29 protein-coding genes are annotated in these 26,901 nt (G+C 65.8%); 8 read left to right on the top strand and 21 right to left on the bottom strand.

Translation table 11 applies throughout. The features are described from left to right. Nucleotides 1-293: 293 nt before the first annotated feature. Complete coding sequence (locus tag PWS46_RS27465) at nt 294-2,183, top strand: ATP-dependent nuclease (RefSeq protein ID WP_434624497.1); 1,890 nt, start codon at nt 294-296, stop codon at nt 2,181-2,183. Nucleotides 2,184-2,195: 12 nt separating this feature from the next. Here PWS46_RS27465 and PWS46_RS27460 read toward each other — a convergent pair whose 3' ends face one another. From PWS46_RS27460 to PWS46_RS27440, 5 genes are all read right to left on the bottom strand, one after another. Beyond that, a complete protein-coding gene (locus PWS46_RS27460) occupies nt 2,196-2,969 on the bottom strand; it encodes a lytic transglycosylase domain-containing protein (protein ID WP_434624495.1) in 774 nt (257 codons plus the stop codon). Between the two features lie 14 nt (nt 2,970-2,983). Next, the gene (gene fliQ / locus PWS46_RS27455) at nt 2,984-3,250 is read right to left on the bottom strand and encodes a flagellar biosynthesis protein FliQ (RefSeq protein ID WP_085090915.1); all 267 of its coding nucleotides are present in this window, start codon (nt 3,248-3,250) and stop codon (nt 2,984-2,986) included. Nucleotides 3,251-3,406: 156 nt separating this feature from the next. Then, nucleotides 3,407-3,766 (bottom strand): flagellar hook-basal body complex protein FliE, encoded by a 360-nt coding sequence (locus PWS46_RS27450; RefSeq protein WP_295834356.1) that lies wholly within the window; start codon nt 3,764-3,766, stop codon nt 3,407-3,409. An 11-nt stretch (nt 3,767-3,777) separates the two neighbouring features. Continuing rightward, nucleotides 3,778-4,197, bottom strand: a complete 420-nt coding sequence (flgC, locus tag PWS46_RS27445; RefSeq protein WP_434624492.1) for a flagellar basal body rod protein FlgC — start codon at nt 4,195-4,197, stop codon at nt 3,778-3,780. A 25-nt stretch (nt 4,198-4,222) separates the two neighbouring features. Continuing rightward, nucleotides 4,223-4,615, bottom strand: a complete 393-nt coding sequence (locus PWS46_RS27440) for a flagellar biosynthesis protein FlgG (protein WP_434624490.1) — start codon at nt 4,613-4,615, stop codon at nt 4,223-4,225. Nucleotides 4,616-4,742: 127 nt separating this feature from the next. Between PWS46_RS27440 and fliI the strand changes: the two genes are divergently transcribed. Genes fliI through PWS46_RS27425 form a run of 3 tightly spaced genes read left to right on the top strand, consistent with a single transcriptional unit; the run spans nt 4,743 to nt 7,147 of the window. Then, nucleotides 4,743-6,080 (top strand): flagellar protein export ATPase FliI, encoded by a 1,338-nt coding sequence (fliI, locus tag PWS46_RS27435; RefSeq protein ID WP_434624488.1) that lies wholly within the window; start codon nt 4,743-4,745, stop codon nt 6,078-6,080. A gap of 2 nt (nt 6,081-6,082) precedes the next feature. Continuing rightward, the gene (locus PWS46_RS27430; protein WP_434624486.1) at nt 6,083-6,673 is read left to right on the top strand and encodes a hypothetical protein; all 591 of its coding nucleotides are present in this window, start codon (nt 6,083-6,085) and stop codon (nt 6,671-6,673) included. Nucleotides 6,674-6,730: 57 nt separating this feature from the next. Next, nucleotides 6,731-7,147: a YbaN family protein gene (locus tag PWS46_RS27425; protein WP_434624484.1), complete on the top strand. Its 417-nt coding sequence runs from the start codon at nt 6,731-6,733 to the stop codon at nt 7,145-7,147. A 7-nt stretch (nt 7,148-7,154) separates the two neighbouring features. Here PWS46_RS27425 and PWS46_RS27420 read toward each other — a convergent pair whose 3' ends face one another. The 16 genes from PWS46_RS27420 to fliF all read right to left on the bottom strand — a co-directional run bounded on the left by PWS46_RS27420 (nt 7,155) and on the right by fliF (nt 23,618). Next, nucleotides 7,155-9,107 carry a BCCT family transporter gene (locus PWS46_RS27420; RefSeq protein WP_434624482.1) on the bottom strand — a complete coding sequence of 651 codons (1,953 nt, stop codon included), beginning with the start codon at nt 9,105-9,107 and terminating at the stop codon, nt 7,155-7,157. A 500-nt stretch (nt 9,108-9,607) separates the two neighbouring features. Beyond that, nucleotides 9,608-10,954: a GTPase HflX gene (gene hflX / locus PWS46_RS27415; RefSeq protein ID WP_434624480.1), complete on the bottom strand. Its 1,347-nt coding sequence runs from the start codon at nt 10,952-10,954 to the stop codon at nt 9,608-9,610. 587 nt (nt 10,955-11,541) lie between these two features. After that, nucleotides 11,542-12,681: a hypothetical protein gene (locus PWS46_RS27410; RefSeq protein WP_434624478.1), complete on the bottom strand. Its 1,140-nt coding sequence runs from the start codon at nt 12,679-12,681 to the stop codon at nt 11,542-11,544. 39 nt (nt 12,682-12,720) lie between these two features. Further along, entirely contained in the window at nt 12,721-13,512 is a 792-nt protein-coding gene (locus tag PWS46_RS27405; RefSeq protein ID WP_434624476.1) for a DUF1217 domain-containing protein, read from the bottom strand. Then, complete coding sequence (locus PWS46_RS27400; RefSeq protein WP_434624474.1) at nt 13,509-13,883, bottom strand: flagellar protein FlaG; 375 nt, start codon at nt 13,881-13,883, stop codon at nt 13,509-13,511. Before PWS46_RS27400 ends, PWS46_RS27405 begins: the two co-directional genes overlap by 4 nt. A 4-nt stretch (nt 13,884-13,887) precedes the next feature. Next, the gene (locus PWS46_RS27395; protein WP_434624473.1) at nt 13,888-14,340 is read right to left on the bottom strand and encodes a flagellar biosynthesis repressor FlbT; all 453 of its coding nucleotides are present in this window, start codon (nt 14,338-14,340) and stop codon (nt 13,888-13,890) included. Beyond that, nucleotides 14,330-14,725, bottom strand: a complete 396-nt coding sequence (locus PWS46_RS27390) for a flagellar biosynthesis regulator FlaF (protein WP_434624471.1) — start codon at nt 14,723-14,725, stop codon at nt 14,330-14,332. The genes PWS46_RS27395 and PWS46_RS27390 overlap by 11 nt, the downstream gene beginning before the upstream one ends. A gap of 137 nt (nt 14,726-14,862) precedes the next feature. Next, on the bottom strand, nt 14,863-16,107 hold the full coding sequence (locus tag PWS46_RS27385; RefSeq protein WP_434624469.1) for a flagellin: 1,245 nt from the start codon (nt 16,105-16,107) through the stop codon (nt 14,863-14,865). 180 nt (nt 16,108-16,287) lie between these two features. Beyond that, nucleotides 16,288-17,100, bottom strand: coding sequence for a winged helix-turn-helix domain-containing protein (locus PWS46_RS27380; RefSeq protein ID WP_434624467.1), 813 nt, complete (start codon nt 17,098-17,100; stop codon nt 16,288-16,290). A 737-nt stretch (nt 17,101-17,837) separates the two neighbouring features. Beyond that, nucleotides 17,838-18,548, bottom strand: a complete 711-nt coding sequence (locus PWS46_RS27375) for a hypothetical protein (protein ID WP_434624465.1) — start codon at nt 18,546-18,548, stop codon at nt 17,838-17,840. Nucleotides 18,549-18,578: 30 nt separating this feature from the next. Next, complete coding sequence (locus tag PWS46_RS27370; protein WP_434624463.1) at nt 18,579-19,607, bottom strand: flagellar motor switch protein FliG; 1,029 nt, start codon at nt 19,605-19,607, stop codon at nt 18,579-18,581. 9 nt (nt 19,608-19,616) lie between these two features. Continuing rightward, a complete protein-coding gene (locus PWS46_RS27365) occupies nt 19,617-19,898 on the bottom strand; it encodes a hypothetical protein (RefSeq protein ID WP_434624461.1) in 282 nt (93 codons plus the stop codon). A 4-nt stretch (nt 19,899-19,902) separates the two neighbouring features. Then, nucleotides 19,903-20,682, bottom strand: coding sequence for a flagellar type III secretion system pore protein FliP (gene fliP / locus PWS46_RS27360; protein WP_434624459.1), 780 nt, complete (start codon nt 20,680-20,682; stop codon nt 19,903-19,905). 180 nt (nt 20,683-20,862) lie between these two features. Beyond that, a complete protein-coding gene (gene fliN, locus PWS46_RS27355) occupies nt 20,863-21,201 on the bottom strand; it encodes a flagellar motor switch protein FliN (protein WP_434624457.1) in 339 nt (112 codons plus the stop codon). A 21-nt stretch (nt 21,202-21,222) separates the two neighbouring features. Then, entirely contained in the window at nt 21,223-21,897 is a 675-nt protein-coding gene (locus PWS46_RS27350) for a flagellar assembly protein FliH (RefSeq protein ID WP_434624455.1), read from the bottom strand. After that, entirely contained in the window at nt 21,897-23,618 is a 1,722-nt protein-coding gene (fliF, locus tag PWS46_RS27345) for a flagellar basal-body MS-ring/collar protein FliF (RefSeq protein WP_434624453.1), read from the bottom strand. Before fliF ends, PWS46_RS27350 begins: the two co-directional genes overlap by 1 nt. Nucleotides 23,619-23,806: 188 nt before the next feature. Between fliF and PWS46_RS27340 the strand changes: the two genes are divergently transcribed. Genes PWS46_RS27340 through PWS46_RS27325 form a run of 4 tightly spaced genes read left to right on the top strand, consistent with a single transcriptional unit; the run spans nt 23,807 to nt 26,900 of the window. Further along, nucleotides 23,807-24,349, top strand: a complete 543-nt coding sequence (locus PWS46_RS27340) for a flagellar basal body-associated FliL family protein (RefSeq protein WP_434624451.1) — start codon at nt 23,807-23,809, stop codon at nt 24,347-24,349. 19 nt (nt 24,350-24,368) lie between these two features. Beyond that, nucleotides 24,369-25,550 carry a flagellar motor switch protein FliM gene (fliM, locus tag PWS46_RS27335; protein WP_434624450.1) on the top strand — a complete coding sequence of 394 codons (1,182 nt, stop codon included), beginning with the start codon at nt 24,369-24,371 and terminating at the stop codon, nt 25,548-25,550. Then, nucleotides 25,531-26,163 (top strand): DUF6468 domain-containing protein, encoded by a 633-nt coding sequence (locus tag PWS46_RS27330; protein ID WP_434624448.1) that lies wholly within the window; start codon nt 25,531-25,533, stop codon nt 26,161-26,163. The genes fliM and PWS46_RS27330 overlap by 20 nt, the downstream gene beginning before the upstream one ends. After that, nucleotides 26,160-26,900 carry a MotE family protein gene (locus PWS46_RS27325; RefSeq protein ID WP_434624446.1) on the top strand — a complete coding sequence of 247 codons (741 nt, stop codon included), beginning with the start codon at nt 26,160-26,162 and terminating at the stop codon, nt 26,898-26,900. Before PWS46_RS27330 ends, PWS46_RS27325 begins: the two co-directional genes overlap by 4 nt. Nucleotide 26,901 lies beyond the last annotated feature (1 nt).

Raw genomic sequence — 26,901 nt, 5'->3', positions numbered from 1 at the left:
TCCGGATGGGTTCGAGGGAGGGGTGGTTGTCCGGCAACGATAGGGGGGCGCGGTAAAACCGGGATTTAAGGACGGGGCAAATACCTCTGCCCGATATCCATTAGGGAGACCGCCGAGATATATCCGTTTTCCTTATTCAACCTTCGGCGTACAAACGGATTCGTATAAGTCAGAAAATGACCAAAAAAGGCGACAACAATCATATTGAATCAACTCATTGGCGATCCTATCGTGTGATTTCTTGCTATCGTCATAAACTCCCGGAGGCAGCATTGTTTCAAAGATCAAAATTAATGCGTATGCATATCAAAAATCTCGGATGTATTGGATCAGATGGATTGGAAATCGCGCTTGATAACGTCGTATGTATTGTGGGACGGAACAATGTTGGAAAATCGACTATTCTCCGCGCATATGAGCTTGCTCAGACCAGCGGCAAGTTAAAGGAAGATGATTTTTCCAAATTCTCGCCAAATGAGCTCCCGGAGATAGTTCTTGACGTATATATTCCTGATGGCATAGGGAACATTGGGGAAAAATGGAAGTTTATGCACAAAGGTTTGAAAATCATAAGGAATCGTTGGATTTGGAAGTCACCTGATGAAAGCCCTACGAGGCAAACATGGGATCCTGAGGAAAACAACAATAGTGGTGAATGGAGTAACGAAAAGGTAGCTGGCATAGATTCAGTTTTTGGATCTCGGCTACCACAGCCACTCAGAGTCGACTCTCTGCAAGATGCCGACAAAGAACATGACGAGATCATCAAACTTGTAACAGAGCCTGTGGTATCGGAATTAAAGAAAATTATCGATGATAAAGAATCTGATTTCTCGAAGACAGTTTCGAAACTAGTAAGTGATGCCCTTAAACCAGTGGAAGATTACAAAGAAAAGATAGAAAAGACGTCAGAAGAGGTAAAAGAAAGATTTTCCAACATATTTCCTGACTTCGGTCTCAAGATAAAGATAGGATTTCAGCCACCGGTCTTTGATCCGGCTAAAGCAATTGCATCAGGTTCGAGCATGAATATAGTTGATTCCGGGATTGAAACAAAACTCAGGCAGCAAGGCACTGGCTCTAGACGAGCGCTCTTCTGGTCAATATTACAGGTTCGCAACGCAATTGTAAGAAAGCAGAAAGCTGAAGAAAAGATCAACAAGGATATATCAGAAGCACGAAAAAAGATAAATACAGAGATGTCTAAGAAAACCCCAAAACAAAGCTTGATAGATGAGTTAGAAGCACGAATATCAGAGCTAAAAAATAGTCAAGATATAGATGACGTTGCTCTTCCTGGCCACATATTGCTTATAGATGAACCCGAAAACGCACTTCATCCTATGGCTATTCGTAGCGCGCAAAATCATCTTTACGAGCTTGCAAGAGACGAAAACTGGCAAGTAATGATCACAACACACTCTCCATACTTTATTAATCCTCTTGAAGATCATACAACTATTGTTAAGATAGAAAGAAATGGAAAGAACTCTTCCTCGAAGATATATCGCACTTCAAGCGCAACCTTTAGTGAAGAAGATAGAGAAAACCTTGGAGCGCTCCTAAAAATAGATCCTACGCTTTGCGAAATGTTTTTTGGGTCATATCCGATCATAGTAGAAGGTGACACCGAACAGGCATCTTTTATTGCTTCTATAGTTGAAGAGAAAGATCCGCTCGCGGAAAAAGTTACGCTCGTCAGAGCGCGAGGAAAAGCACTTATTGAGCCACTTATAAGGCTGCTAACGCATTTTGGAGTATCTTTCAGTGTGCTGCATGATATCGACACTCCATATAAGTCTGATGGGAGTAAGAATGGAATGTGGGCAGAAAATGAGAAGATTGCAAAAGCAATAGGCCAAGCTCGCGCAAAAGGGTTGACGGTTAGGCACAGAGTCAGCTTGCCGGACTTCGAAAGATTAATGGGTGGAAAACAGGAATCTAAGAACAAGCCATTCAATGCGTATAAGCTCATAAAAGAAGATATTGCAAAAAAGAAACATGTTTCTAATATTTTCTACGAACTCGCAGATAGTGATCAACACGACCCATACCCAGCAGAAGAATACTCTCCTGAAAACAGCCTCGCTGTATACCACTCTAAAATTCTATCGTGGGCACTTGCGAATGGGGAAAATGACATCAGAATTTTTGGAAAGTCAAAGGAAGAGAGTCCAACCTAAATTTTCTTAACCTCAGTTCTGGCCGACCGGCAGCAGCGGGCGGGCCGGGCCGTCGGCGAACAGGCCGGACAGGAAGCTCAGCCGCCCGCGCTCCGCCGCGGTCCAGGTCGGGGCGGCGCCGCTGGGGCCGGCGGCCAGCGTCTCCAGATAGCCGAGCGCGCCGGCGACCCAGCGCAAATTGCCGGTCACCCGCTGGCGATAGGCCTCGCCGCGCTCGGACTGGGCGGAATGGTAGCGGGCGATGGCGGTTTCCAGCGAACCGTGATCGCGCCGCAGCGCCGAGAGGAAGGACGCGGCATAGCGGGCGTTGGCGACCGGGTCGAAGGCGGTGGCAAGGTCGGGGAAGGCGTCGGGGTGCCAGCGCAGGTTCACCTGCAAACAGCCGACGTCGATGGACTGCACGCCGCGCGCCTGGGTCTCGCGCACGAAGGCGATGGCGGCGTCGCGCGTCGGGAAATAGTGGGAACGGCCCTCGGTGTTGACGGTCCAGGGCCAGGCGGTGAACAGCCGGTCCTCCGTCCGCCGGCCGGATTCGGTGAAGCCCATTGCCAGCAGCAGATGGTCGGAAATGCCGGCCGCCTTCTCGGCGTCGAGGATGGCGGCGATGCACTGCGCTTCCGGCGGTAGGGCTTTGGCAGACGTTTGGGGGGCGGGCTGGGACGGCGGTTGCGGCGGGGCGTAGAGGGCGGTGCTCCACACGCCGATCTGCGAAGGATTGGCCGGCGGCGCCGCCGCACCGCCGGCCGGACTTACGAGCAGCCCGAGAAGGGGGATGGCCGCTCGCAACGGGGGAAAGCGCATCAGTCTATGGCGACGATCAGGTCGCTCAGCCGGTCGGCGTAGGTGGCGAGCGTGCCGTACATGAAGGGCAGCGCCAGCACCGTCACCACCAGGATCGCGACGATCTTCGGCACGAAGGTCAGCGTCATCTCCTGCACCTGGGTCAATGCCTGCACCAGAGAGATGGATACGCCCACCACGACGGCGACGATCAGCGGCGGCGCAGCGACCAGCAGGGTCGTCCAGATGCCGCTGCGCAGCACCTCCAGCACGTCGGCCTGGTTCATGGGGGGTCCTTGGGAGTTCGTGTGGAATGGGAAGTTAGACCCCCACCTAACCTCCCCCGCTGGGCGGGGGAGGGACTGCCGCCGCTTTGCCGTATCAGCACTCGTCCCCTCCCCCGCCCAGCGGGGGAGGGTTAGGGTGGGGGCAAGCACAACCGCTCAAACCGCGATGCGCATGATTTCCTGGTACGCCTGGACCATCTTGTCGCGGATGGCGACGACGCTCTGCACCGTCATCTCGGCGGCGAGGACCGAGCGCACGACGTCCTGCGCGCTGGCCTTGCCCGACACGGCGGCGAGCGAGACGCGCTCACTCTCCTTCAGCGTGTCGACCGCCTGCGAGATCGACTTGTCGAGGAAGCCGCCGAAATCGCTTTCGGCACTGGCGGCCACCGCGTCGGTGCCGTTGGCGGCGGACAGGGGCGAGGTCGCCGCCTGGGTTTCGGCGAGACCGCTGATTGCGGGGCTGCGGTTGGCGGCATAGGCGGCGGCGACGCGGCCGACGGACATCTCGATCATGGGACGGCTCCTCAGCTGCGCAGCAGGTCGACGACGCGGTTCATCATCGCGCGCGACTGTTCGATGACGTTCATGCTGGCCTCGAAGGCGCGGCCGGCCTCGCGCATGTCCATCATCTCGATCAGCGGCTGGACATTGGGCTTCTTGACATAGCCCTTGTCGTCGGCCGCCGGATGCGAGGGGTCGTAGGCGAGCTGAAAGTCGCTGCGGTCACGGCCGATCTGCTTGACCTTGACCAACTCCGCGCCGACGCCGCGGTCCATCACGCTGTCGAAGGACACCGTCTTGCGACGGTAGGGGTCGCCGCCCTTGGCAGTGGCGGTGCTGTCGGCGTTGGCGAGGTTTTCCGCCACCACGCGCAGGCGGGTCGATTGCGCCTGGAGCCCGGCACCGGCGATCTTCAGCGTGGCGCCGAGGACATCGTTCATCATGGGTCGTCTCCGTCCTAAAAAGCCGTCAGCCATTTCTCCAGGCCATGCGCAGCATCTGCACATTGCGCTGGAACAGGCTGGTGGTCAGCGCGAAGGCGTCGCGGGTCTCGCTGCCCTTGATCATCTCCTGTTCCAGCGACACCGCGTTGCCGCTGGGGGTCGATTCCCACAAGCCCGCCTTGCCCTCCTCGCGGTAGGGCGTGGTGGAACGGCTGCCGACCAGATGCAAGCCGGAGGTGCGGGCGGTCTCCACCGGGCGGATGCCCTCCATGACGCTGTCGAAGGATTTCAGGTCGCGCGCCTGGTAGTCGGGCGTGTTGGCGTTCACGACATTCTCGGCGATCAGCTTCTGCCGCTGCGCCAGATAGTCGAGGCGGGTGCCGGCAAGCTGGAAGAAACCGATTTTACTCAAATCCATTACGACCTCGTTCCACCGCATCTCACCGGAACACAAGGCCGGACGATGATCCCGCCCGTTTAAAACCGGATTTAAATTCGCTGCTCTAGGCTGTGTTGCATCGATGGTCATGATGGAGACGGCGCCGATGCCGGCACTCGCCACCTTGGCGGCGGAACTCGACCGCCTGCCGACGCGTCAGTGGCGCGGGGAAATCCGCTCCGCCGCCGGCATGACGCTGGAGGTCGACGGGCTGCAGCGCGTGCTGTCTGTCGGCGACAAATGCCATGCGGAAACCCTGCGCGGCGGGCGCGTGCTGTGCGAGACCATCGGCTTCCGCAACGGGCGGTCGCTGCTGATGGCCTTCGACACTCTCGACGGCGTGGCGGAGGGCTGCGCCGCGGTCACCGACGACACCGCCTTCATGCTGCGGCCCGGTCGGGGGTGGCTCGGCCGGGTGGTGAACGCGCTGGGCGAGCCCATCGACGGCAAGGGACCGCTGGCGAATGGCGAGCATCCGCGATCCTTGCGCCAGCCGCCGCCGGCCGCCTGCGCCCGGCGGCGCGTGGGCGCGCGGCTGGACAGCGGCATCCGGGTGATCGACAGCTTCGTGCCGCTCTGCCGCGGGCAGCGGCTGGGCGTCTTCGCCGGGTCGGGCGTCGGCAAATCGACCCTGCTGGCGATGGTCGCCCGTCATGCCGAGGCCGACGCCATCGTCATCGGCCTGATCGGCGAGCGCGGGCGCGAGGTGCGCGAATTCATCCAGGACGATCTGGGACCGGAGGGGCTGGCGCGTTCCGTCGTCATCGTCGCCACGTCGGACGAGCCGCCGCTGATGCGCCGGCAGGCCGCGCTGCTGACCATGACGGTGGCGGAGGAACTGCGGGATCAGGGCAAGCATGTGCTGTGCCTGATGGACAGCGTCACCCGCTTCGCCATGGCCCAGCGCGAGATCGGGCTGGCCGCAGGCGAGCCGCCGACCGCCAAGAGCTATCCGCCCAGCGTCTTCGCCGAACTGCCCCGCCTGCTGGAACGCGCGGGGCCGGGGCCAGAGGGGAGTGGTGAGGGCGACATCACCGCCATCTTCACCGTGCTGGTGGACGGCGACGACCATGACGAACCCATCGCCGACGCAGTGCGCGGCATCCTCGACGGGCATCTGGTGCTGGATCGCAAAATCGCCGAGCAGGGGCGCTATCCCGCCGTCAACCTGCTGCGCAGCGTGTCGCGCACCCTGCCCGGCTGCCATGACGCGCGGGAGAACCGCATCGTCGGCCGCGCCCGCGCGCTGGCCGCCACCTATGACGGCATGAAGGAGATGATCCGGCTCGGCGCCTACAAGCGCGGCACCGATCCGGAGACCGACGCCGCCATCGACCTGCACCCCCGGCTGGAAGAGTTCCTGCGCCAGGGCAAGGACGATCCCTCCCCCTCCGCCGAGAGTTTCGCGCGGCTCGACGCGCTGCTTGCCGCCATCGGAGAATAAGCATGAGCGTGAATACCAGATTGGCCGCCCAGGCCGTCACCCCGCCCACGGCACAGCGGAAATCCAATGAGCCGGAGGAAACGCTGGCCGACAGGATGAGCGTCGGGTTCGACGACCTGCTCGACGTCGTCAACCCGCTCCAGCAATTGCCGGTGGTGTCGTCGGTCTACCGCGAGGCGACGGGCGAGAACATCTCGATCCCGGCGCGGCTGGCCGGCGGCTTCCTGTTCGGCGGCCTGCCCGGCCTGATCGGCAGCGCCGCGATGGTGGCCTTCGAGGAGGTCACCGGCGACAGCGTGCTCGGCCATATCGGCAGTCTGCTTGAGGATGGGACGGAAACGGTGGCGGCGGAGGGTGCGCCGGCCGGGGCGCTGCCCTGGATGAACGGCGGCGACGGGAGTGGCGGCGATCCCGCCCTGCCCTCCCCTCAGTCCCTGGCGGAGGCCTTGCGCCGCAAATCCGGGGCGGTGCCGGAGCCGGGCATGAAGGCACCGGCGGGTGAACAGCCGGCGCCGCAGCTGCTGGCGAAGCTCTACAGCATGGAGGCTACGGCGAAGGCCGATGCGCCGGGGGTGGTGCGCAAGGCGGGGTGACCAACCCGGACTTGCACGGCACCGCCGGGCACGGTTCAATGATCCGGACGGCGCACCTTGACGAGCAGGCGGGCGGTGGACGAAAGCAAGAGCAACGGTTTGGGAAAGGGACGGCGGCGGCTGTGGCTTCTGGTCGGCCATGGCGCGGTCGGCTTGGCCACCGCCGGGGCGTTCCTGCCCATCCTGCCGACCGTCCCTTTCCTGCTGGTCGCCGGCTGGGCCTATGCCCGCGGCAATCCCGAACTGCGGGAGCGGATGCGCAACGACCCGCGGTTCGGCCGTACCGTGCGCGAGTGGCAGGACCGCGGCGCCATTCCGGTGAAGGCGAAGGTCATGGCGGTCGGCGGCATGTCGTCCAGCTTCGCCGTGCTCGCCCTGTCGTCGCCCGGATACCCGGTGCTCGCCGGCACCGGGTTGGCCATGGCGGCCGTGGCCGTGTATGTGGTGTCACGGCCGCCCCCTTCGGACAGCTAGGCCCCTCCTACCAGCCCAGCCACTTGCCGTATTCGTGGACGACATCCTGGGTGATCGCCTCGCGGGTGGTGCGGTCCGGCGGCAGGTATTTGTGAAGGCCGCCGCGCAGGATCACCTCCACGCGCCGCTGCCATGCGGCGCGCTTGTCCTGCATCTCCGGGAAGGCGAAGGTCATCGGATGGTAGGCGCGGGCGCGGATGGAATAGGAGAACTCCTCCTCCCCGTTGCGCAGCACGGCGATGCCGGCACTGAAGGTGCCCGTCTCGATCTCGACGCGCCGGCCGTGCCGTTCCAGCTCCAGCGCCACGTCGCGCAGCGCCGGTTGCACCGTCTCGGCGATGAAGCGGGCGACCTCCTGCCGGGCTGCGGTACTGCCGGGGGGAAGGGCGGCCTGCGCCGCGGTCCGGCGGCCGACCATCGCGGCCAGCCGCTGCCGCCAGTCGCCGTCGATCGCCGCCGGCTGCTGCGGCACGGCCCCTTCGGCGGAAGTGCCGGCAGGTACGCCGGGACCGATGGACTCTCGGGTCTTGCGCCGGTCCTGCGCCACGCTGCGTTCCTCGCGAAGGCTGAGCACCAGACTGACACACATCAGCACCATGACCACCGCGAAGGGCAGCGCGGTGGTGACCGCCGCCGTCTGCAGCGCCTGCAGCCCGCCGACCAGCAGCAGGATGGCGGCGACGACGCCGGACAGCACCGCCCAGAAGATGCGGGTGGCGATGGGCGGATCCTGGTTGCCGCCGGAGCCGATGATGTCGATGACCAGCGCACCGGAATCGGCCGAGGTGACGAAGAAGGTGATGACCATCAGCGTGGCGATGGCGGAGGTGATCGTGCTGAGCGGCAGGCGGTCCAGCATGACGAACAGCGCGGTGGGGACGCTGTCGGCCACCGCCTTGGCCATGCCGCCGCCTTCGAACATCTGGATGTGGATGGCGGTCTCGCCGAACACGGTGAACCAGACGAAGGTCAGGGCGACCGGAGCGAACAGCACGCCGCCGATGAATTCGCGGATGGTTCGGCCGCGCGACACCCGCGCGATGAACATGCCGACGAAGGGCGCCCAGGAAATCCACCAGCCCCAATAGAACATGGTCCAGCTGGCCTGCCATTCGGCGCCGGCATAGGGCAGCGTGCGGAAGCTGGTGAAGGGAAGCGTCCACAGATAGCGGCCGATATTCTCGACCAGGGTGGACAGCAGGAAGACCGTCGGGCCGAGCAGGAAGACGAAGGCCAGCAGCAGAAGCCCGGCCAGCATGTTCAGCTCGCTGAGCCGGCGGATGCCCTTGCCGACGCCGCTGACCGCGGACACCGTGGCGATGGCGGTGATGACCGCGATCAGCACCATCTGCTGCACCGTGCCGACGCTGAGCAATCCCAGATACTCAAGCCCGGCGTTGATCTGCATGACGCCGAGGCCGAGCGAGGTGGCGATGCCGAACAGCGTGCCGAAGATGGCGACGATGTCGACGATATGGCCCGGCCAGCCGCGGATGCGGTCGCCGAGCAGGGGGTAGAGCGCCGAGCGGATCGTCAGCGGCAGGTCGTGGCGATAGGCGAAATAGCCCAAGGACAGCCCGACGACGATGTAGATGCCCCAGGCATGCAGGCCCCAGTGCAGGAAGGCCAGATTCATCGCCTCGCGCGCGGCGTCCGGCGTTCCGCCCACGCCGACGCGCGGGTTGGAGAAATGCAGCATCGGTTCGGCGACGCCGTAGAACAGCAGGCCGATGCCCATGCCGGCGCTGAACAGCATGGCGAACCATGTGGGATAGCTGAATTCCGGCTCGTCATCGTCCTTGCCCAGCTTGATCGCGCTGTAGGGGCTGATGAAGAGCCACAGGGCGAACAGCAGGAATCCGGCGACGGTCAGGACATAGAACCAGCCGAAACTCCCGACGATGGCGGCCTGCACCGCCGAAACGCGGGCGCTGAACGGTTCGGTGAACAGCGCCGCCACCGCAACGAAGAGAAGAATTATGCCCCCGGCAGTGAAAGATACGGTTTTGTTGATCCCATGCATGTTGGCACTCCGAAACAAGCCCGCCCAAGCGTAAGCGTGTCGAGACGCTGACAGCACAACGACCCGGGTGAGTGAATGTTGCGAGCCCGCCAGGAAAAGCCAGTGATCGGCATCCGTGCGCAAACTGCTCGCATCGCGCGAATCACGCGGCTGCACAAATTGGAATGCGGGATCATACATATTTTCCGGGTACGGTCAAACATCTTGACCTGAGCCGTGAGACAATAAGGCGTCGGCAATCTTCTGAAAATTGGCGTGCTTCTTCTTGGATGAGCTTCAATATGAAATATTAATGGACATTTCTACAGAACTTCGCCGCCATCTTCAAAAGTCTTCGGCTCAATACGGGACTTTTCACTCCGCAATCCACGAGGCAAAAAAAGAAAAAGGGCCGCCGTTTCCGGCAGCCCTCCTCTCTTTCGGCGTTGGTCCGCCGGTCAGGCGGCGGCGCGGTCCTGCCCCGGACGCGCCATCCGGGCCAGTGTCGCCGGCTCGATGGCCACCCGCAGATGGGCGTGGCTGTCGTCGTCACGGCGGCCGACCACCTCGCCATGGGCGTAGAGCCATGCGAGAGTCGCGCCGTCGCCATGCGCGATATCCAGCTCCACCAGCTCGCGGCCGGCGGTCATCCGGTCGTCGAGGATGCGGAACAGCGTGTCCAGCCGCCCGCCGGTCGCGGCGGACACCGCGCAGGCATTGCCGGCCCGGTCGGTGCGGGCGAGCACGGCGTCGAGTTCCGCCCCGTCCAGCAGGTCGATCTTGTTGGCGACCTCGACCACGCGCGGGTCGCGTTCCGGATCGATGCCGAGATCGGCGAGGATCGCCTCCACGTCGGCCTTCTGCGCCTCGGTGTCGGGATGGGCGATGTCGCGGACATGCAGGATGATGTCGGCCGACTGCACCTCCTCCAGCGTGGCGCGGAAGGCCGCGACCAGATGGGTCGGCAGATCGGAGATGAAGCCGACGGTGTCGGACAGGATCACCTTGCGGCCCGATGGCAGCACCACCTGCCGCATGGTCGGATCGAGCGTGGCGAACAGCAGGTCCTTCGCGAACACGTCGGCACCGGCCATCCGGTTGAACAGGGTGGACTTGCCGGCGTTGGTGTAGCCGACCAGCGCCACCACCGGGTAGGGCACCTTGGCGCGCGCCTTGCGGTGCAGGCCGCGGGTGCGGCGGACGTCGTCCAGTTCCCGCTTGATCCTGACGATGCGGTTGCCGATCAGGCGGCGGTCAAGCTCCAGCTGCGATTCACCGGGGCCGCCGAGGAAGCCGAAGCCGCCGCGCTGGCGTTCCAGGTGGGTCCAGGACCGCACCAGCCGCGATTTCTGGTAGCTCAGCGACGCCAGCTCGACCTGAAGCTGGCCTTCATGGGTGCGGGCGCGGGCGCCGAAGATCTCCAGGATCAGGCCAGTGCGGTCGATGACCTTGGCCCCGAACGCCCTCTCCAGATTGCGCTGCTGCACCGGGGTCAGGGCATGGTCGACGATGACGAGGTCGATGGTCTCGCCCGCCTCATGCGCGTCTTCGATCAGCTTCGCGTACTGCTCGATGGCGCCGCCGCCCAGCAGGGTGGCCGGGCGCGGCTGGTTGACCTTGACGACCGCGGCCTGCGCCACGTCGAGGTCGATGGCCGCCGCAAGCCCGACCGCTTCCTCCAGCGAGGCTTCGGGGCTGCGGTCGGTGTCGGCCCCGCGCAGGGCCGGGTGGAGGACGAGGGCGCGGCCCAAAGCGGAGCGCGGCGTTTCGGTGGTTTTCAATTCGGCGGTCTGATGCGTGCCCATAGGGTTCCTTTGTCCGCCCCGGCGCCGGATGCGCGGGGGCATGCGCGCATCCCTCGCGGATGCGAAGCTCGAAAATCGGGAAGAAGGGGTCCTCTCCGACCCCACCGGCGGCGCCACGGCACGGGGGAGGGTCGCGGCGGCCTGCGCGTCACGGGGTCGGAGAGGAGAACGTCGGCACACCCGAGGCGGGAGGCCGAACCGGGGAACTTAGATCAAGGGAGGTCACCGAAGTTGCCGCGCCGGCCGGGAAAGGGGCCTGGTCACGCGGGGTCGTACGGGGATAGATGTGGGCTTTGGCGCTTGGAACAAGGGCGTGCAAAGGATTTTTCGGGGAGGTTAATCCCCTCTCCCCAGGGGCTATGGCATTCACACATCTCAGCGTCACGTAAGACGTTGGGATAAAGCAATTTTATCGGCCGTCATTCCCGCGAAGGCGGGAATCCAGCCACATCCGCCGCCGATCTGCGGAGTTTCCTGGATCCCCGCCTTCGCGGGGATGACGCAAAGTTCCTTTTGTCCCAGAAGCTTAGCGATGCTTGGAATTGTGTGAATGCCATAGTCCGGGGGGGAAGGCGTTTCAGATCCCCTCACCGGCCCATGCTGTTGCGCGACGCCTGTTCGATGGTCTTGATGTGGGCGAGGCCGGGGAGGATTTCGGAGCGGATGAACTCCAGCCGCCGCACCGGGCCGCCGCCGCGGGCGAAGCGGTGCTTCCACAAATTCATCTTCACCGCCAGCCCACACAGCACGCCGCCGATGGTCAGGTGATGGGTGACGATCAGGTCGCGGATGCTGCGGAAGCTGTCCGGGTTGATGTCGCGCCAGAAATCGCGGGAGCGGTTGTCGAAGCTTTCGAACCGCCCGGTGATCGAGGTGGCGATGTCGGTCAGGTCGTGGCCGATCTCGTCCAGCATGCGGCGCTGGCGGGCGTCGCGCCGGACCTCGCTGACCTGGAACAGCTCCGCCATCCAGCCGAGGAAGCCCTGCACGTCGGGGACGATGTCGTCCAGGCAGCGCTTGAAATAGGCCAGCGACAGGAAGATGTCGGCATATTCCTCCAGGAAGGCCGGGATCTCCTGCAACGGGATGTCGAGCCGGTCGGCGGTCAGTTGCAGGCGGCGCCGCGCCTCCTCCACGTCGGGCTGGGCGAACAGGCGGACCAGCTCGTCCATGCTGGCGATGTCCGCCCCCTGCGCGCCATAGACATGCTCCACCAGCGGCCGGGTGAAGACGCGCATGTAGCTGGTCAGCTCCGCCCGCTTGGCGGCCGACAGGCGGAGCGCCCCCGCCTCCTCCACGTCGATGTTCAGCCGGCGCAGCTCCAGCCGCAGGCTGTAGACGTCGAAGCTGGCGGCCTCGCCGATCCGGACGATCTTGCGCAGGTCGCGGCGGAATTCCGGGCCGTCGATGCCGAAGCATTTCGATAATTGGTCGAGGCCGATCTGGCCGCTGCCGGTCTGGGCGTCGTTGAACAGCTCCGCCACCGTCTCCAGCCGGACATTCTTGATCAGCCGTGCCCGGCGCAGCCCCGGCGTTTCCAGGGGCAGGATCGACAAGGGCAGGATGTGCAGCGCGTCGCGCCCGTCATCCTCCTCCGCCGCCGAAGCCCCGCGCAACTGCACGGCGGCGGCTCCGGTGGTGGCCGGCGGTCGGATGCGGTCGCGGGGCTTCCGCTCTTCTAAGTCGCCGGACCTGCGGTCCTGCGGGGTGCCGGCTGGCGGCTGCACGGCTGGACTCCTCCCGCTCGGCCGAGCCCCGCGGCCCTGTCAGAAGCGCGGGAAGCTCATCAGCGTCATGGTGATGGACGGATCGATGGAAATGACCGAGGCGCGGCCATTGCGGGAGATCGGGCCGATCGACGGCATGGCGGCGGTCGCGGTGGCGCCGCCATTCTGCATGTCGTACATCGCGGCGAAGCGGTCGAGGAACTTGGCGACCTTCTCCGGGCTCTTCAGGTCGGCGATGTCCATGCGCTTTTCCAGCAGAGCCTTCTGCTTGTCGACGTCCAGCAGCGCCGTCTGGTCGGGCAGGCCCAGCGTGGTGTAGACGACCTTACGCAGGGCGTTGTCGGCCATCACCTGATACCAGTTGGAGATGTTGGACGACCGCCGCTGGAAATAGAGGCCGAGGCGCACCGCCGGGTTCCTGTCCTCCGATTCGACCTCCAGCGTCACGTTGACGTAGCGGTCGATGATCGCCTGGACGACGGCCGGCTGTTTCAGGTTGGCGCCACCGCTTTCGGCGAAGCCCAGGACGGTCGCCATCTCGCGGAACTTGGTGTCGCTCATCCGGTTGGCGGTGGAATACTGGTCGCTGACCCCCTCTTCCAGCACCTTGCGGATCAGGCCGCGCGACTTGGCCTGACTGCCGAGGTCGAAGGCCTCCAGGACGAAGCGATAGAGCTTGTCGTCCTTCATGAAGTCTTCGGTGCTGGCGATCTTGCCGATGTTGTCCTGGAAATAGGAGATGGCGCGCTGCACCGCCGGACGGCTGCGCACCGCCTGTTCGTAGCGGTCGTGGTTCTTGGTGACGACGCGCAGATCGACAAGGGTGGTCATGCCTCCACCCCCCCGGTCTTTTCACCGCCGGGCGGGATGGCGGGGCTCTCATCCGCGGCATCGGTTTCGGCGCCATAGCCGGCGGGGATGCGCATGATGACCTCGCCCGTCGCGGTGTCCAGCACCTCGGTGTAGAGCCGCCGGGTGTCGGGGTCGAGGTTGACGCGGTAGGGCCGGGTGGCGCGCTTGGCCTCCGCCTCCGTCGCATCGGTCTTTTTCGTGCGCTCCACCACCTCGGCCGGCTTGGTGGTCTCGGCCTGGGCGGCACGCAGACGGTCGGCCTGACGCTGGCGAGCCTCCGCGATGATGTCGGCGCTGGCGGCGGAGCGCTCGCCGGACGGGCCGGTCACGCCGGTGACGGGGGTGGGCATGGCGTCATCCTCCGGCGTGATGATCGACGGCACCCGTTTGGATCGATGGCGCGGCGACGGCCGGCGGCGACGGCGACAGCAGCGTGCCTTCATACTCCATCACCGGACGCAGGGCGGACAGCGCCTTGTAATAGTCGCGCTCGCCGATATGGCCCATGGCGCGGGCGATGCGGTCCTGGATGTCGGGGCGGGTGAAGGTGGTGTAGAGCTGCGCCATCATCTCCGCCGCCGCACCGCTGCCGCCGGCGGCGACGGTGGGGTCGAGCAGCATGCTCTGGATCAGGAAATAGGCGCGGCGCACCGGGGTCACCGCATCCTCTTCCTGCAGGATGTCGCTGCCGCGGATGATCTGGGCGAAGTTGGAGATGGTCAGGGTGTAGCGGCGGTTCTCGTTCTGCACGACGCAGCCGTTGATGACCACCCGCTCGCACGGCTTCAGGCGCAGCTTAAGTGCCATAGGACAGATCCTCCGTCGCCAGTTCGCGCGCATTCTGTGCCGCGCCTTGCAGCCCCTGCATCACCGAACGGTTGATGTGGAGCAGCAGGTCGATGCCGCCCTCGCCGCGCAGAACCCGCTGGGTGTTGCGGTCGACTGCGAAGGACAGCGAGACCAGTCCGGCGCGCAAAGCCTCCGGCAGGGCGTTTCCGTCCTCCAGCAGGTCGGCGCGGAGCGCGTTCCACAGCTCCAGGTTCCGCCACAGCGCGTCCTTCAGCGCGGCGGAGCGCCAGTCGGCGTCGCGGTTGTTCTCCAGCGCCAGGGTGATCCGCAGGAACACCCGGTACTCGATCTTTCGCGGATCGTCGCACTCGGCGATGGTCTGGTGGTAGGCGGCGATGCTCATGGGCGCACCCCTGCGATGGGGGTCCTTGGCGGCGGGAAGCCGGACCGGTTGCGGTTTGAATCTCGGGGATGGACGATGAGACGGCGGGGCGGGTTCGTCGTCCAGGGGTTTGGACGATGAACCCGCCCGTCAGGGGCTTAGCGGAACAGCGACAGGATGTTCTGCGGACCCTGGTTGGCGATCGACAGAGCCTGGATGGCGAGCTGCTGCTGGACCTGGAGGGCCTGCAGACGGCTCGATTCCTCGTTCATGTCGGCATCGACCAGGGCGCCGATGCCCTTGTTCATCGAGTCCGTCAGCTTCGACACGAAGTCGTTCTGCACCGACACGCGGTTCTCGATGGAGCCGATGACCGACGCCTTGCCGATGGCGCTGTCGAGCAGCTTGTTGATGACCTCCAGCGACTTCTTGGAGTTGTTGACCACGTCGATCTGGGTCAGATCGGCGAGGCCGCCGAAGGCGTCGCTCTCCTTCGAGCCGACCCACAGGCCGGACACCTGGGCGGTGAAGTTGCCGTCGGTGTTGTTGTCCTGGTCGGTGAAGGTCAGCGTGTCGCCGGTGAAGGCGACCTGGAAGTCGCCGCCGGCGGCGGTCAGGGCGGTGTTCACCGCCGTGGCGATGTTGCCCTGGGTGGTCGCCAGATCGGTGTCGTAGGCCTGCGCCGACAGGTCGACCGTCACGTCGGCCTTGGTGCCGTCCTCCTTGGTCACCGTCAGCGTCAGGCTGCCGAGGCCGAGGTTCTGGCCGTCGATGAAGGTGTCGCCGGGGGCGCCGAACTTGATGTCGACCGAGGCCTTGTCGGCGTTGGTCGAGTCGACCTGCTGCTCGATGGTGGCCTTGCCGACGATCGATTCCACACGCATGTCCTGGCGCTGGAATTCGATGTAGCTCGGATCGACGGTGCCGTCGCTGCGGCTCAGCGACGCCAGGATGGCGACGTTCTTGTCCTTGGCCGTGCCGTCGTTGGAATAGGCGACGCGCAGCAGGTTGTCGCCGTTGAACGAGGCGTCGGCGGCGGCGCCCTTGATCAGCTTCACCAGCTGGTCGACGTCGTTCTGGATCAGCGACTTGTCGACGCCGTTGGTCTGGCCGGCGATGACGCGGGCCTTCAGCGTCTGCAGGTTCTCGACGATGTTCTTGGAGGCCACCGACGCGGTGTTGGTGGTGCCGGACCCCAGCTCCAGCGATTCCTTGACCGCCTTGAAGCCGGCGACGTCGGCCTTCATGGTGGTGGCGATCGACCAGTAGGCGGCGTTGTCCTTGGCGTTGTTGACCTTCAGGCCGGTCGAGATGCGGTCCTGCGTGGTCTCCAGATCCCCGGTCACGCGACGCAGGGTCTGCAGCGCGGTCATGGCGGAGGTGTTCGTCATAATCGAGGCCATGGGTATCTCCATTCGCGAGATGCATGGCGCCTTTCTGACGCCGGGGCCATTCGCGCCGGCCTTCCCGATCTGTTGTGCGGGGGCGCGAGCGGCAAATTCGAGGATGACCGAGCCGGTTTAAGCCGGGGTAAAAAATCGGGGGCGTCGGGAACGGGCGGGTTTAAGGCAACGGAACGGCGGTCAACGGCTGACGGCGCGGGCGGCGGCGCGCGGCACCACCGGCGGAATGAAGGGCACGCGGGGAGCGGACAGCCCGCCGGCGCCCGACCAGCGGTCCAGCAGCAGCTGGGCGCGGTCGGGCGCGACATGGTCGGGCGGCGCCTCGAACTTGTAGCCGCGGCCATAGACCGTCTCGATGTAGCGGCCGCCGCCGGTCGCCGTGTCGATCTTCTTGCGCAGCTTGCAGATATAGACGTCGATCACCTTGTCGAGCGGGTCGGAGCCGGACAGGCCGTAGACCTCCTCGTAGATGTGCTCCTTCGACACCACGCGGCGGTGGTTGAGGGCCAGCACCGACAGGATCGCGTGCTCCCGCTGGCTGAGGCGCAGGCGCTCGCCGTCCACCTCCGGGTCGCGGCCGTCGAGGAAGACGGTCAGGCGGCCGACCGTCACCGCATTGCTGGTCAGCCCGTAGGAGCGGCGGCGGATCGCCTCCAGCCGGGCGCGGATCTCGGTGCTGACCACCGGCTTCACCAGCACGTCGTCGGCCCCCGCCCGCAGGATGCCGGCGGTGGTATTGGCGCAGCGGCGTTCGATCAGGCAGATGATCGCGGCGGTCACGTTGCGGGCGCGGAGCATGGCGACGCAGGCCTCGGTGTCGCCGACGTCGCCGATGATGATCGCGTCATGGCCGATGTCGATGGAGCCATGCCCGCCCACCAGATCGCGCAGGCCATTCAGGTCCAGGCGGTCATGGTTAACCTTGCACAGGGCGAGTTGCTTGCCGATGGCGTCGGCGATCAGATCGGCTGGCTCAATCAGCAAAGCCTGCATTGGATTCTCCATTGTCGAGCAAGCGCTGATAAGCATTGATTTTTACGCAATTGCGTTGATGTCACATGCTTATCACAGCCTCAAAAGAACCCATCGAAAGGCAGCGTGTCAACACTTTGGGGTAGCCGAGTTGATATAGGACATTCGAGCGTTTTACCCCGTTTTAATAGTTTCGTTTGGATAAACACTGGATAAATTTTTATGTAACGCCGGTTTTACTTTGAGATTCGACGTGAATTTATAGTGATCATCACAAGCAACCAGCAATCATTCCGCCATGTTTGGTTAACGATAGTAATCGGATGGAAAACCAACGCTCATGAATATGAACGCTGGTTTAACCTTGATGTCCCAGCGTCGCCGGGCACCCGCGTTTGAGAAGGGTCCATGTCCGGAACGAAGGCATCCGTCTTGCCGGCGGTCGCCACCGCTGCTTGCCTGTTCGTCCTGGCCAACTGTGCGCAATTGTCGCAGCCCCCCGGCAGCGATTACCGCCAAGCTTCTGAAAAGGCGGTAGCGGTGTATGGGGGAATCTCCCTCTCCCCCCCGGGGAGAGGGGCGGGGTGAGGGGGATGCATAAAGTGGATGCAATGGGGACCGAGGAGCGCGCGAAGCTTGAGAATCCTCACCACGCACCCCCCTCACCCTAACCCTCTCCCCGGGGGGGAGAGGGGACTTTTTCCTGCGTCAGGAGATCCATGCATCCGTTGGACGCAGGGAAAGGTTAGATGCCTTGGCTACAGCGCGAGATCCGACGACAGGGGCCGGTCCAGCCCGAGCCAGGCATCGGCCAGCGGGCCGACGGTCAATGCGCCGTCCAGCCGGCAGTCGGTCAAAGCGGCACGGAAGGTCTCGTGAAGGTCGGCCAGGGCGGCGGACGGCAAGCCCGTCGCCAGACGCAGGGTCACGTCCAGCCGGCGGCCGGCGAGCGTCGCCATCAGCTGCACCGGCCCCAGCCGCTGCGGCCGGGCCTGAAGCACCAGGGTGATGCGGTCGGACAGGCCGTCTTCGATGCCGACGGCGCACAACAGGCTGTCGTCGCTGGCCAGAAGCGGCACGCGCGACAGCCGCCACAGCCGTCCGTCCACCGGCTGGAAGCGGGAGGCCAGCGCCCGGTCGCAGTCGTCGAGCAGCAGCCCGCCGTCGAGATCCTCCAGCCGGGCCGCCGCCTCCGGTCCCAGCCAGCCGCGGCAGCCGTCCGCCGTCGCCGCCAGGAACAGGGCAAGCGCGGCGCCGAAGGTGGAATCGCAGCGCGGCAGGCATCCCCGCGCCAGCGCCGCATCGGCCGGCGCCAGCGAATCGAGCAGGTCGAGCAGGCGGCGCGCGAGCAGTCCGGCCTCGTCCCCGTCATCCGCGGCGCGGGGGGCGGGTGACGGCGTCGCGGCGAACTGCGCGGCCAGCAGTTCCGGCGGCGGCACATGCCGGGGGACGAGATCGCGCGCCCCCATTCAGTTGCTTCCCATCGCTTGCCGCTCCGCTCAATAGACGACGGTGTCGGCGTCGTCCGATTGCGGGATGATGATGGTGCCGTCGTCGGCCATCGCCTTGGCGACGCGGACGATCTCCGCCTGGGCGTCGTTGACGTCGCGCATGCGCAAGGGGCCCATGTTCTCGATCTCGTCCAGCAGGATCAGGCGGGCGCGTTCCGACAGCACCGACAGGAAATGGTCGCGCTGGGCCGTCGGCGCGCCCTTCAGCGCGATGGCGAGCTGGCCGGTGTCGCAGCGGCGGATCACCGCCTGCAGCGACACGCGGTCCAGCCGCATCAGATCCTCGAAGGTGAACATCAGCTGCTTGATGCGCTGGGTCGGTTCCGGCATCACCGTTTCCAGGTCGTCGAAGATCTCGGTCAGCGTCTCGCGGTCGATGCGGTTGAAGATGTCGGCCATCCGCTCCAGCGAATCGTTGCCGTGGGTGCGGGCGTAGTTCGCCATGAACTCGTTGTGCAGGATCGATTCGATGTCCAGCAGCACCTCGCGCTGCACCGATTCGATCTGGATCATGCGCTCGATCACCTCGGTGCGGATGGTGGGGGGCAGCAGAACCAGCACCTTGGCGGCGTGGTCGGCCCGCATCTTCGACAGGATGACCGCCGCCGTCTGGGGATATTCGCCGGCCAGATAGCTGGCGAGCACCCCCTCGTTCACGTTGGACATCTTCTCCCACATGGTGCGGCCGGCGGGGCCGCGGATCTCGCCCATGATCTCCGTCACGCGGTCGGCCGGCAGGAAGCGGTTCAGCATCCGCTCCGTGCTGTCGTAGGAGCCGATCACCGAGCCGGCATTGGCGAAACGCTCGGTGAAGATGCGCATCAGCGTCTCCACCAGATTGGAGGTGACATTGCCGAGAGTCGCCATCGCCCGGCTGACGAGGCGGATCTCGTCCTCGTCCAGCCGCTCCATCAGCCGCGATCCGCGCTCCTCCCCCAGCGCCAGGAAGATGACGGCACTCTTCTCCACGCCGGTCAGGCTCTTGTAATTCTCACGGATCTTGATCGGCGTTCCCATGACGGCACCTCAGAAGGAGTAATCGGCGGAGGGGACGGAGGACGGCGCCGCGTCGGCGGCATCGGCGGACGGCAGGGCCAGCGCGCGGTCGTGACGGAAGGCGACCGCCATGACCGCGCCGGCCACCAGCAAAAGCGGATGCGGGATCAGCGGGTTGGGGTCGAGGGCGGCCAGCAGCCCGGTGACCGAACCGTCCTCCGGCACCGCCACGCCGCGGCGACGCGCCAGCGCGAGAAGGCTGTCGGCCAAACTGGCGTTGGGGGCGGAAGGATCGGCGGGCGCGTCGTCCATCGGCTCACACCCCATAGGAGCGGATCAGGCTGCCGGCGATCAGGAACCAGCCGTCGGTCAGCACGAAGAAGATGATCTTGAAGGGCAGCGCGATCATCACCGGCGGCAGCATCATCATGCCCATCGCCATCAGGATCGCCGCCACCACCATATCGATCACCAGGAAAGGCAGGAACAGCAGGAAGCCGATCTCGAAGGCGCGGCGCAACTCCGACAGCAGGAAGGCCGGCATCAGCAGCCGCAGATCGACGCTCTCCGCCGTCACCGGGCGCTCGTCCTTCTCCGGGGCGGCATTTTCACCGGCCGGCTTCGGCTTTGCCGTGAAGGCGGCGAAGGCGGCGAGGTCGCGTTCGCGGACATGGGAGGCCATGAAGCCGCGGAAGGGCTCGATCATGCGCTCAAGGCCCTGTTCCTGGGTGACCTGCTCGTTCAGCAGCGGGCGCAGGCCGTCCTGCCAGGCGCTGTCGATCACCGGCCCCATGATGTGGAAGGTCAGGAACATGGCGAGGCTGACCAGCACCATGTTCGGCGGCGACTGCTGCAGCCCCAGCGCCGAGCGCAGCAGCGACAGCACGACGATGATGCGGGTGAAGCAGGTGACCATGATCAGCAGGCCGGGCGCGACGCTGAGCACCGTCAGCAGGACGATGCCCTGGACGATCCGCCCCGACAGGCTGGCGCCATCCGTCAGCGATCCCAAGGCGCCGAGGTCGAGCGGGGCCGCCGCCGCGGGGCCGGCGGCGAGGAGGAGCGCGAGAAGGGGAGCGAGGGTGCGGAGGCGCATGGGGGGCTTTCGGGGGGAGTGTTTGCCGCGATTGCCCCCTCCCCATCCCTCCCCCGCCCTCGGCGGTGGAGGGGGTTGGATGCTTGGCGGCATAACGTGAATCGCGAAGCGGCGGCAGTCCCCTCTCCCGCGGAACGCGGGGGAGGGTTAGGGAGGGGGCATCGGTGCGACTACCTCCCCTCAGTCGATCTCCAGCTCCGTGCGCACGATCTCGGTCAGGGTCACGCCCAGCCGCTGGTCCTCGACGATCACCACCTCGCCTCTGGCGACCAGACGGTGGTTGACCAGGACCTCGACCGGTTCGTCCACCTTGCGCTCCAGCTCCAGCACGGCGCCGCGGCCGAGCTTCAGCAGTTGCGCCACCAGCATGCTGGTGCGGCCGAGCACGACCTGCACGTCCACCGGCACGTTGTAGATGGCGTTCATCGGGCCGTCGTAAGGCTTGTCGCCCAGCTTGTCGGCGGCCTTCTCAGCCTGCTTGGAATCGTCGTCGAGCATGTCGAGGTTCAAGGGAGGCATGAGGGTTCTCGCTTCGGATCGTTAAAGGTCGGACGACAGAGCCGGGGTCAGGGCGGCGACGGCACGGTCGGTGAGGTCGGCGATGGCGGACTCGATGGCGGCGGGATCGCGGCGGACAGAGCCGGCGCCCCAGTTGGCCTCCAGAGCGCCGACGGGCAGCGCCGGGTCGCCATGGATGTCGAGACGGCCCTGGAAGACGGCCTGCCCGGCCAGCCGCTCTTCCAGCGGGCGGCAGAGCGAGGGGTGAAGGCGCAGGGTCAGCACGGGGGCCTGTCCGGCGGCGCGGAGCGCGTCGGCGGCGAGACGCTCGACCTCGGCACGGGCGACCTGATCGAGCAGGCGCGGCGCCATGCGGCGCACCAGCGCCAGCAGCACGAGGGCGCCCTGGGCCTCCAGCCGCTCCATCAGGGCGGCATGGCCGGCGTCGAGCGCCGCCATGCGCTGCGCCAATTGGTCGAGGGTGGCGGACAGCTCCGCCTCGACGCGGCCAGCGGCGGAGAGTTCACCCTCGCGGCGGCCCTGGGCGAGCCCCTCGGCCAGCGCGGCTTCACGGGTGCGATCCAGGGCGGCGCGGTGCTCGCGTTCCGACAAAGTCGGCAGGTCGAGCGGGTCGGCGATCTCCACCGCTTCCGGTTCCGCCACCGCGGCGGACGCGCCGAAGCCGTGGTCGAAGCGGTAGCGCGGGTAGGCGGCCATCACGCCACCTCCTCATAGAGCCAGGAGCGCAGGATATCGATGGCCTCGTCCGGATACTGGTCGACCAGCTCTCCCAGCCGGCGGATGGAGGAGGCGCGGACGCGGCCCTCGACGGTGCGCAGTTCGATCAGCTGGTCCATCGTCTCTTCGATGCCCAGCTGCGGCGCCATGGGAGCGGCGGCCAGCGCGGCGGCCTCCGCGTCCTCGCCGTCGGCGGGCATCGCACCGGCGGCGGCGGCACCCGCCGTGGCCGGGCCGGTCAATTGCGGCATGGCGCCGCCGGCCGGGGCGGCCAGCGCCGGGGCCTCCGCCGCCGCCGGCTCGGGGGCGGGGAAGACGCGGCGGATCAGCGGCCGCAGGCCGACCAGAATGACCAGGGCGGACAGCACCAGCAGGATCACCCACTGGATCAACGTCATGATGTTGCGGGTCAGCGTCTCGGCGATCTCGTCGCCCAGCGGGCGGGGGGCGAGGTCGGGGGCCAGATCGACGAATTCGAGATTGTCCACCGTCACCCGGTCGCCGCGCGCCTCGCTGAAGCCCATGGCGGAGCGGACCAGCTCGGTCAGGCGCTGAAGCTCTTCCGTCGAGCGCGGCTCGTACTGACGGGTGCCGTCGGCGGCGGTCTTCCAGGTGCCGTTGACCAGCACGGCGACGCTGAGACGGCGGACGTCGCCGGGCTCGATCACCGTTTCGCGGCTGACGTTGGAGATCTCGTAGTTGACCGTCTCCTCCTGCCGCTTGCTGTCGTTGGAGGATTGCGGCCCCTGCGGCTGGGCGCGGACATCGCGCTGCGGCAGGTTCTGTTCGGCGGTGACCGGCGGTTCGCCGTTGCTGTCCTGGCTGCGGTCCTGCTCCTGCACCGTCTGGGTGGAGCGGACGACCTGGCTGTTGGGGTCGAAGGTCTGGCTGCGCACCACCTCGCGCTTGGTCTCCACCTCGGCGGCGACCTGGACGCGGACGTTGCCGGCGCCGAGCCGGGCGGTCAACATCTGCTCCACCGCGCGGGCGACGCGGGTTTCCGCCGCGACGCGCAGGCCGTCGGTGCGCGCCGACGCCAGCCCCGGCCCGTCATCCTCGGTCAGCAGAAGCTCGCCGGAGGCATCCATCACCGTCACGGCGCTGGGCTTCAGGTTCGGCACGGCGGCGGAGACGAGGTGGCGGATCGACAATGCCTGCTTGCGGTCCAGCGATCCCCGGCCGCGCATGCGCACCACCACCGACGCGGTCGGCTTCGGGGCGTTGCGCGAGAACTCCTCGCGCTCCGGCAGGACGATGTGGACGCGCGCCGCCTCGACGCCGGACAGCGTCTCGATGGTGCGGCCGAGTTCGCCCTCCATGGCGCGCAGGCGGTTGATGCGCTGCATGAAGCTGGTGATGCCCAGCGGCTTGTCGGTGTCGAACAGCTCGTAACCGACGCCGCCGTGCGAGGGCAGGCCCTTTTCCGCCAGCGCCATGCGGACGCGGGAGACATCGGCCTGCGGCACGCTGATCGTCGTGCCGTCGAAGCCGGCATTCACCGGCACGCCCATCTCCTCCACCGCCTTGGCGATGCGGCCGGCCTCCGCCGGTTCCAGGCCGCTGTAGAGCGCGGTCATGTGCGGCTGCGACAGCAGCAGCGCCATGCCGGCGACGGCCAGGACGATGCCGAGACCGGTGCCCGCCAGGACGAGCAGCCGACCGCGCCCCAACGACCGCAAGGTGTCGATCAGACTGTCCACGGTTCCCCGCACCTTTAAAGTTTCTGAAAATCGGCGGGCCTAGTCTTCGCCCTGCACACCCCGTCACGCTAACGGCGCGACTTTTAAGCGGAGTAAAAAACGGGAGCGGTGCTGAAGACAAAACTTCTAAAACTTTACCAGCTTCTCGATTGACTAAAATTTTCGGCAATGTCCGGCGGGATGGAGCGATGATTACACGACTTGGCATCGCAGGTACGGCAACGGCACGGGACGAGGTCCTGAGCCGGCTGCGCGGGTCGGGGCGGATTCTGGTGATCGCCCTGCCGGTCGCCCGGCTGCTGGCCGGACTGGTGGCGCTGGGCGCGGTGGCCGCGGCCGGGATCGGCGGCTATTGGCTGGCGGCGGGCACCGAAGCCGTCGAGCGGCTGTGGGTGCCGTCGGCGGAGACCGCGCCGGCCGACGCCGTGGTCGACATGCCGGAACTGGTCGTCAATTTGCGCCGCGACACGCCGTCCCGCTTCCTGAAGATCGGCCTGTCGCTGACGGTGGCCAACCGCGACCGCCAGACGCTGGAACGGGCGATGCCGCAGCTGACCGACAGTCTGCAGGAATTCCTGCGCAACCTGGACCAGGACGATCTTGAGGGGTCGGCCGGGCTCTACCGCCTGCGCAGCGAGATCAGGCGCCGCTTCAACCTGATCCTGTCCGATCCCGCCGGCCGGCGCGACGTCGTCACCGACGTGCTGCTGCGCAGCCTGCTCACGCAATAGCGACCTCCAGAGGCACCGGATGACCGACACCCCCGCCCCGACCGCCCCCTCCATGGCCGCTCCCCAGCCCGTTCAGGCCGAGGATGCGGATTGGTCCGACGCCGCGTGGGAACTGGCGGCGGCACAGCAGACCGCCGCGCCCGCTCCGCCCCCCGCTGCGGAGGCTGCGGCGATGGCCAAGGAGATGACCGAGGCGATGCAGCAGGCGCTGACCGGCGAGACCAAGACGCTGAGTCAGGAGGAGATCGACCGGCTGCTGAATTTCGGCGCGCCGGAAGGCGGCGGGCCGGAGATGAGCGCCATCCAGCGGCTGGTCAGCTCGACCACGGTCAACAAGGACCGGCTGCCGATGCTGGACGTGGTGTTCGACCGCATGGTGCGGATGCTGAACACCTCGCTGCGCCAGTTCGCCTCGACCAATGTCGAGGCGTCGCTGTCGAAGATCGAATGGCTGCGCTACACCGATTTCCAGGACGCCATCGAGCTGCCGGCCCTGATCGGCGTCGCCCGCGCCGAGCCGTGGGACAACCAGATGCTGGTGACCATCGACAGCGCGCTGATCTATTGCATGATGGACGTGCTGCTGGGCGGGCGGCGGTCCCGGCCGGGGCGGATCGACGGCCGTGCCTACACCTCCATCGAACGCAAGATGACCGAGCGGATGATGAAGGTGGTGCTGCAGGATCTGGGGCAGTCCTTCGATCCGCTGGCGCAGGTCGACTTCGTCTTCGACCGGCTGGAGGTGAACCCGCAGTTCGCCACCATCACGCGGGCCACCAACGCCATCATCCGCGTGCGCATCGCCGTGGAGGTGGAGCGCCGCACCGGCCACATCGACATCGTCATCCCCTATGCCACGCTGGAGCCGATCCGCGGCAAGCTGGTGCAGATGTTCATGGGCGAGAAGTTCGGCCATGACACGGTGTGGGAAAGCCACCTGAAGAACGAGCTGATGCGCTCCAAGCTGGAGCTGGTCGCCGTGCTGGCGGAGACCAAGGTGCCGCTGGGCGAGATTCTGGCCTGGCAGAAGGGCCAGTCGCTGAAACTGCGCATCAATCCAGATTCCACCGTCCTGGTCTTCAGCAAGACCATCCCGCTGTTCGCCGGTCACATGGGACAGCGCAACGACAACATCGCGGTGAAGATCGACACCGATCTCGACACCAAGCAGGAGCTGATCGATGGTCTCCTTTCTCATTGACGCGGCCCTGGCGGTGATGCTGGTCACGGCGACCGCCTATCTGGTCATCGTCAACAAGCGGCTGAAGCTGCTGCGCACCGGCCAGTCCGAGATCAACGCGCTGGTGTCGACCTTCTCGAAGTCGATCGACGACACCGACGCCTCGATGAAGCGGATGGTGGCGTCGGCGACCGAGATCGCCGCCCGGCTGTCCGACGATCTCGACCGCGCCAAGGGCATGAAGGAGGACATGGCGCTGATCCTGGGCTCCTGTGAGCGCACCACCGCGCGCATGGAGGAGTCGGTCCAGCATGCCCGCGCCCTGCTGCGCCGCCTGGACGAGGGCGCCATGGCAAGCACGGCGCGCGCCACCCGCAACCGGGCGCGGACAGAGGCTGTTGAGGCCGTGGAGGGCGTGGCGAAGCCGGTCGAGATGGCCACAGAGGTCTCGGCAAGCTCCCCCCTGGTGTCCGCACTGAAAGCGGCCGAAGTCGATCAGGGCGAGTTCCGGGCGCTGGAAACCGCTCTGCGCACGGTCGCCGGCCAGCCCGCCGCTCCCGCCGGCCCGGCGAAGGCGGCGGCCAGCGCCTTCTATGCGCGGCTGCGCACCGTCGGGTCGGAGGCGTCGGCATGATCCCGCGCATCCTGCCCATCACCCTGGTCGCCGTGCTGATGGTGCTGCCGCTGAAGCTCGGTGCGCTGGTCGACGGCTTCCCGGTGATCGCCCAGCAGTTCGACCGCGAGTTCGGCGCCCATGAACGGCCCTGGGCCACCGACCTGAAGGCGGCCGATCCGAAGGCGGCCGACGCCGCTCCCGCGCCGGTGACGGCTCCGCTGCCGGTTTCCACCCCGGTCGCCGAAGTTCCGCCGCCGGTGGCGCTGGCGCCCCCCAACTGCGCCGATCCGCTGTTGCGCGCCGCCATCGACGAGCAGAAGGCCGACAGCGCCGGCCGCCAGAACCGCCTGCGCGAGGCCGAAGCGGTACTCGCCGCGACGGAGGCGCGGGTCGGCACCCAGATCCAGCGGCTGAACGGCGTGAAGCGCGAGGTCGAGGCGCTGATGACCCAGCGCTCCACCCTGCAGCAGGAAGACCTGAAGCGGATGGTGTCGATCTATGAGGCGATGAAGCCGCGCGACGCTGCCCGCATCCTGACCGACATGGAAACGGATATCGTGGTGGACGTGCTGGACCGCATCGCCGAGCGGCGCGCCGCCCCGATCCTGGCCGAGATGGCCGACGCCAAGGCGCGCGAGGTGACGCGGCTTATCCTGCAGCGCCGCGCCCTGCCCGGCGACCGCAAGGCCGCGCCCACCGTCGTCGGAGCCTCGGTGCCGGTGACGGCCATTCCGCGCGCCACCCTGACGAATTGAG

Origin of the sequence: Azospirillum sp. B2RO_4 (assembly GCF_051124815.1) — a bacterium.
Lineage (GTDB): Bacteria > Pseudomonadota > Alphaproteobacteria > Azospirillales > Azospirillaceae > Azospirillum.
Note: the sequence above shows the minus strand (reverse complement) of the source record. Positions and strands in the feature narration are given on the sequence as shown.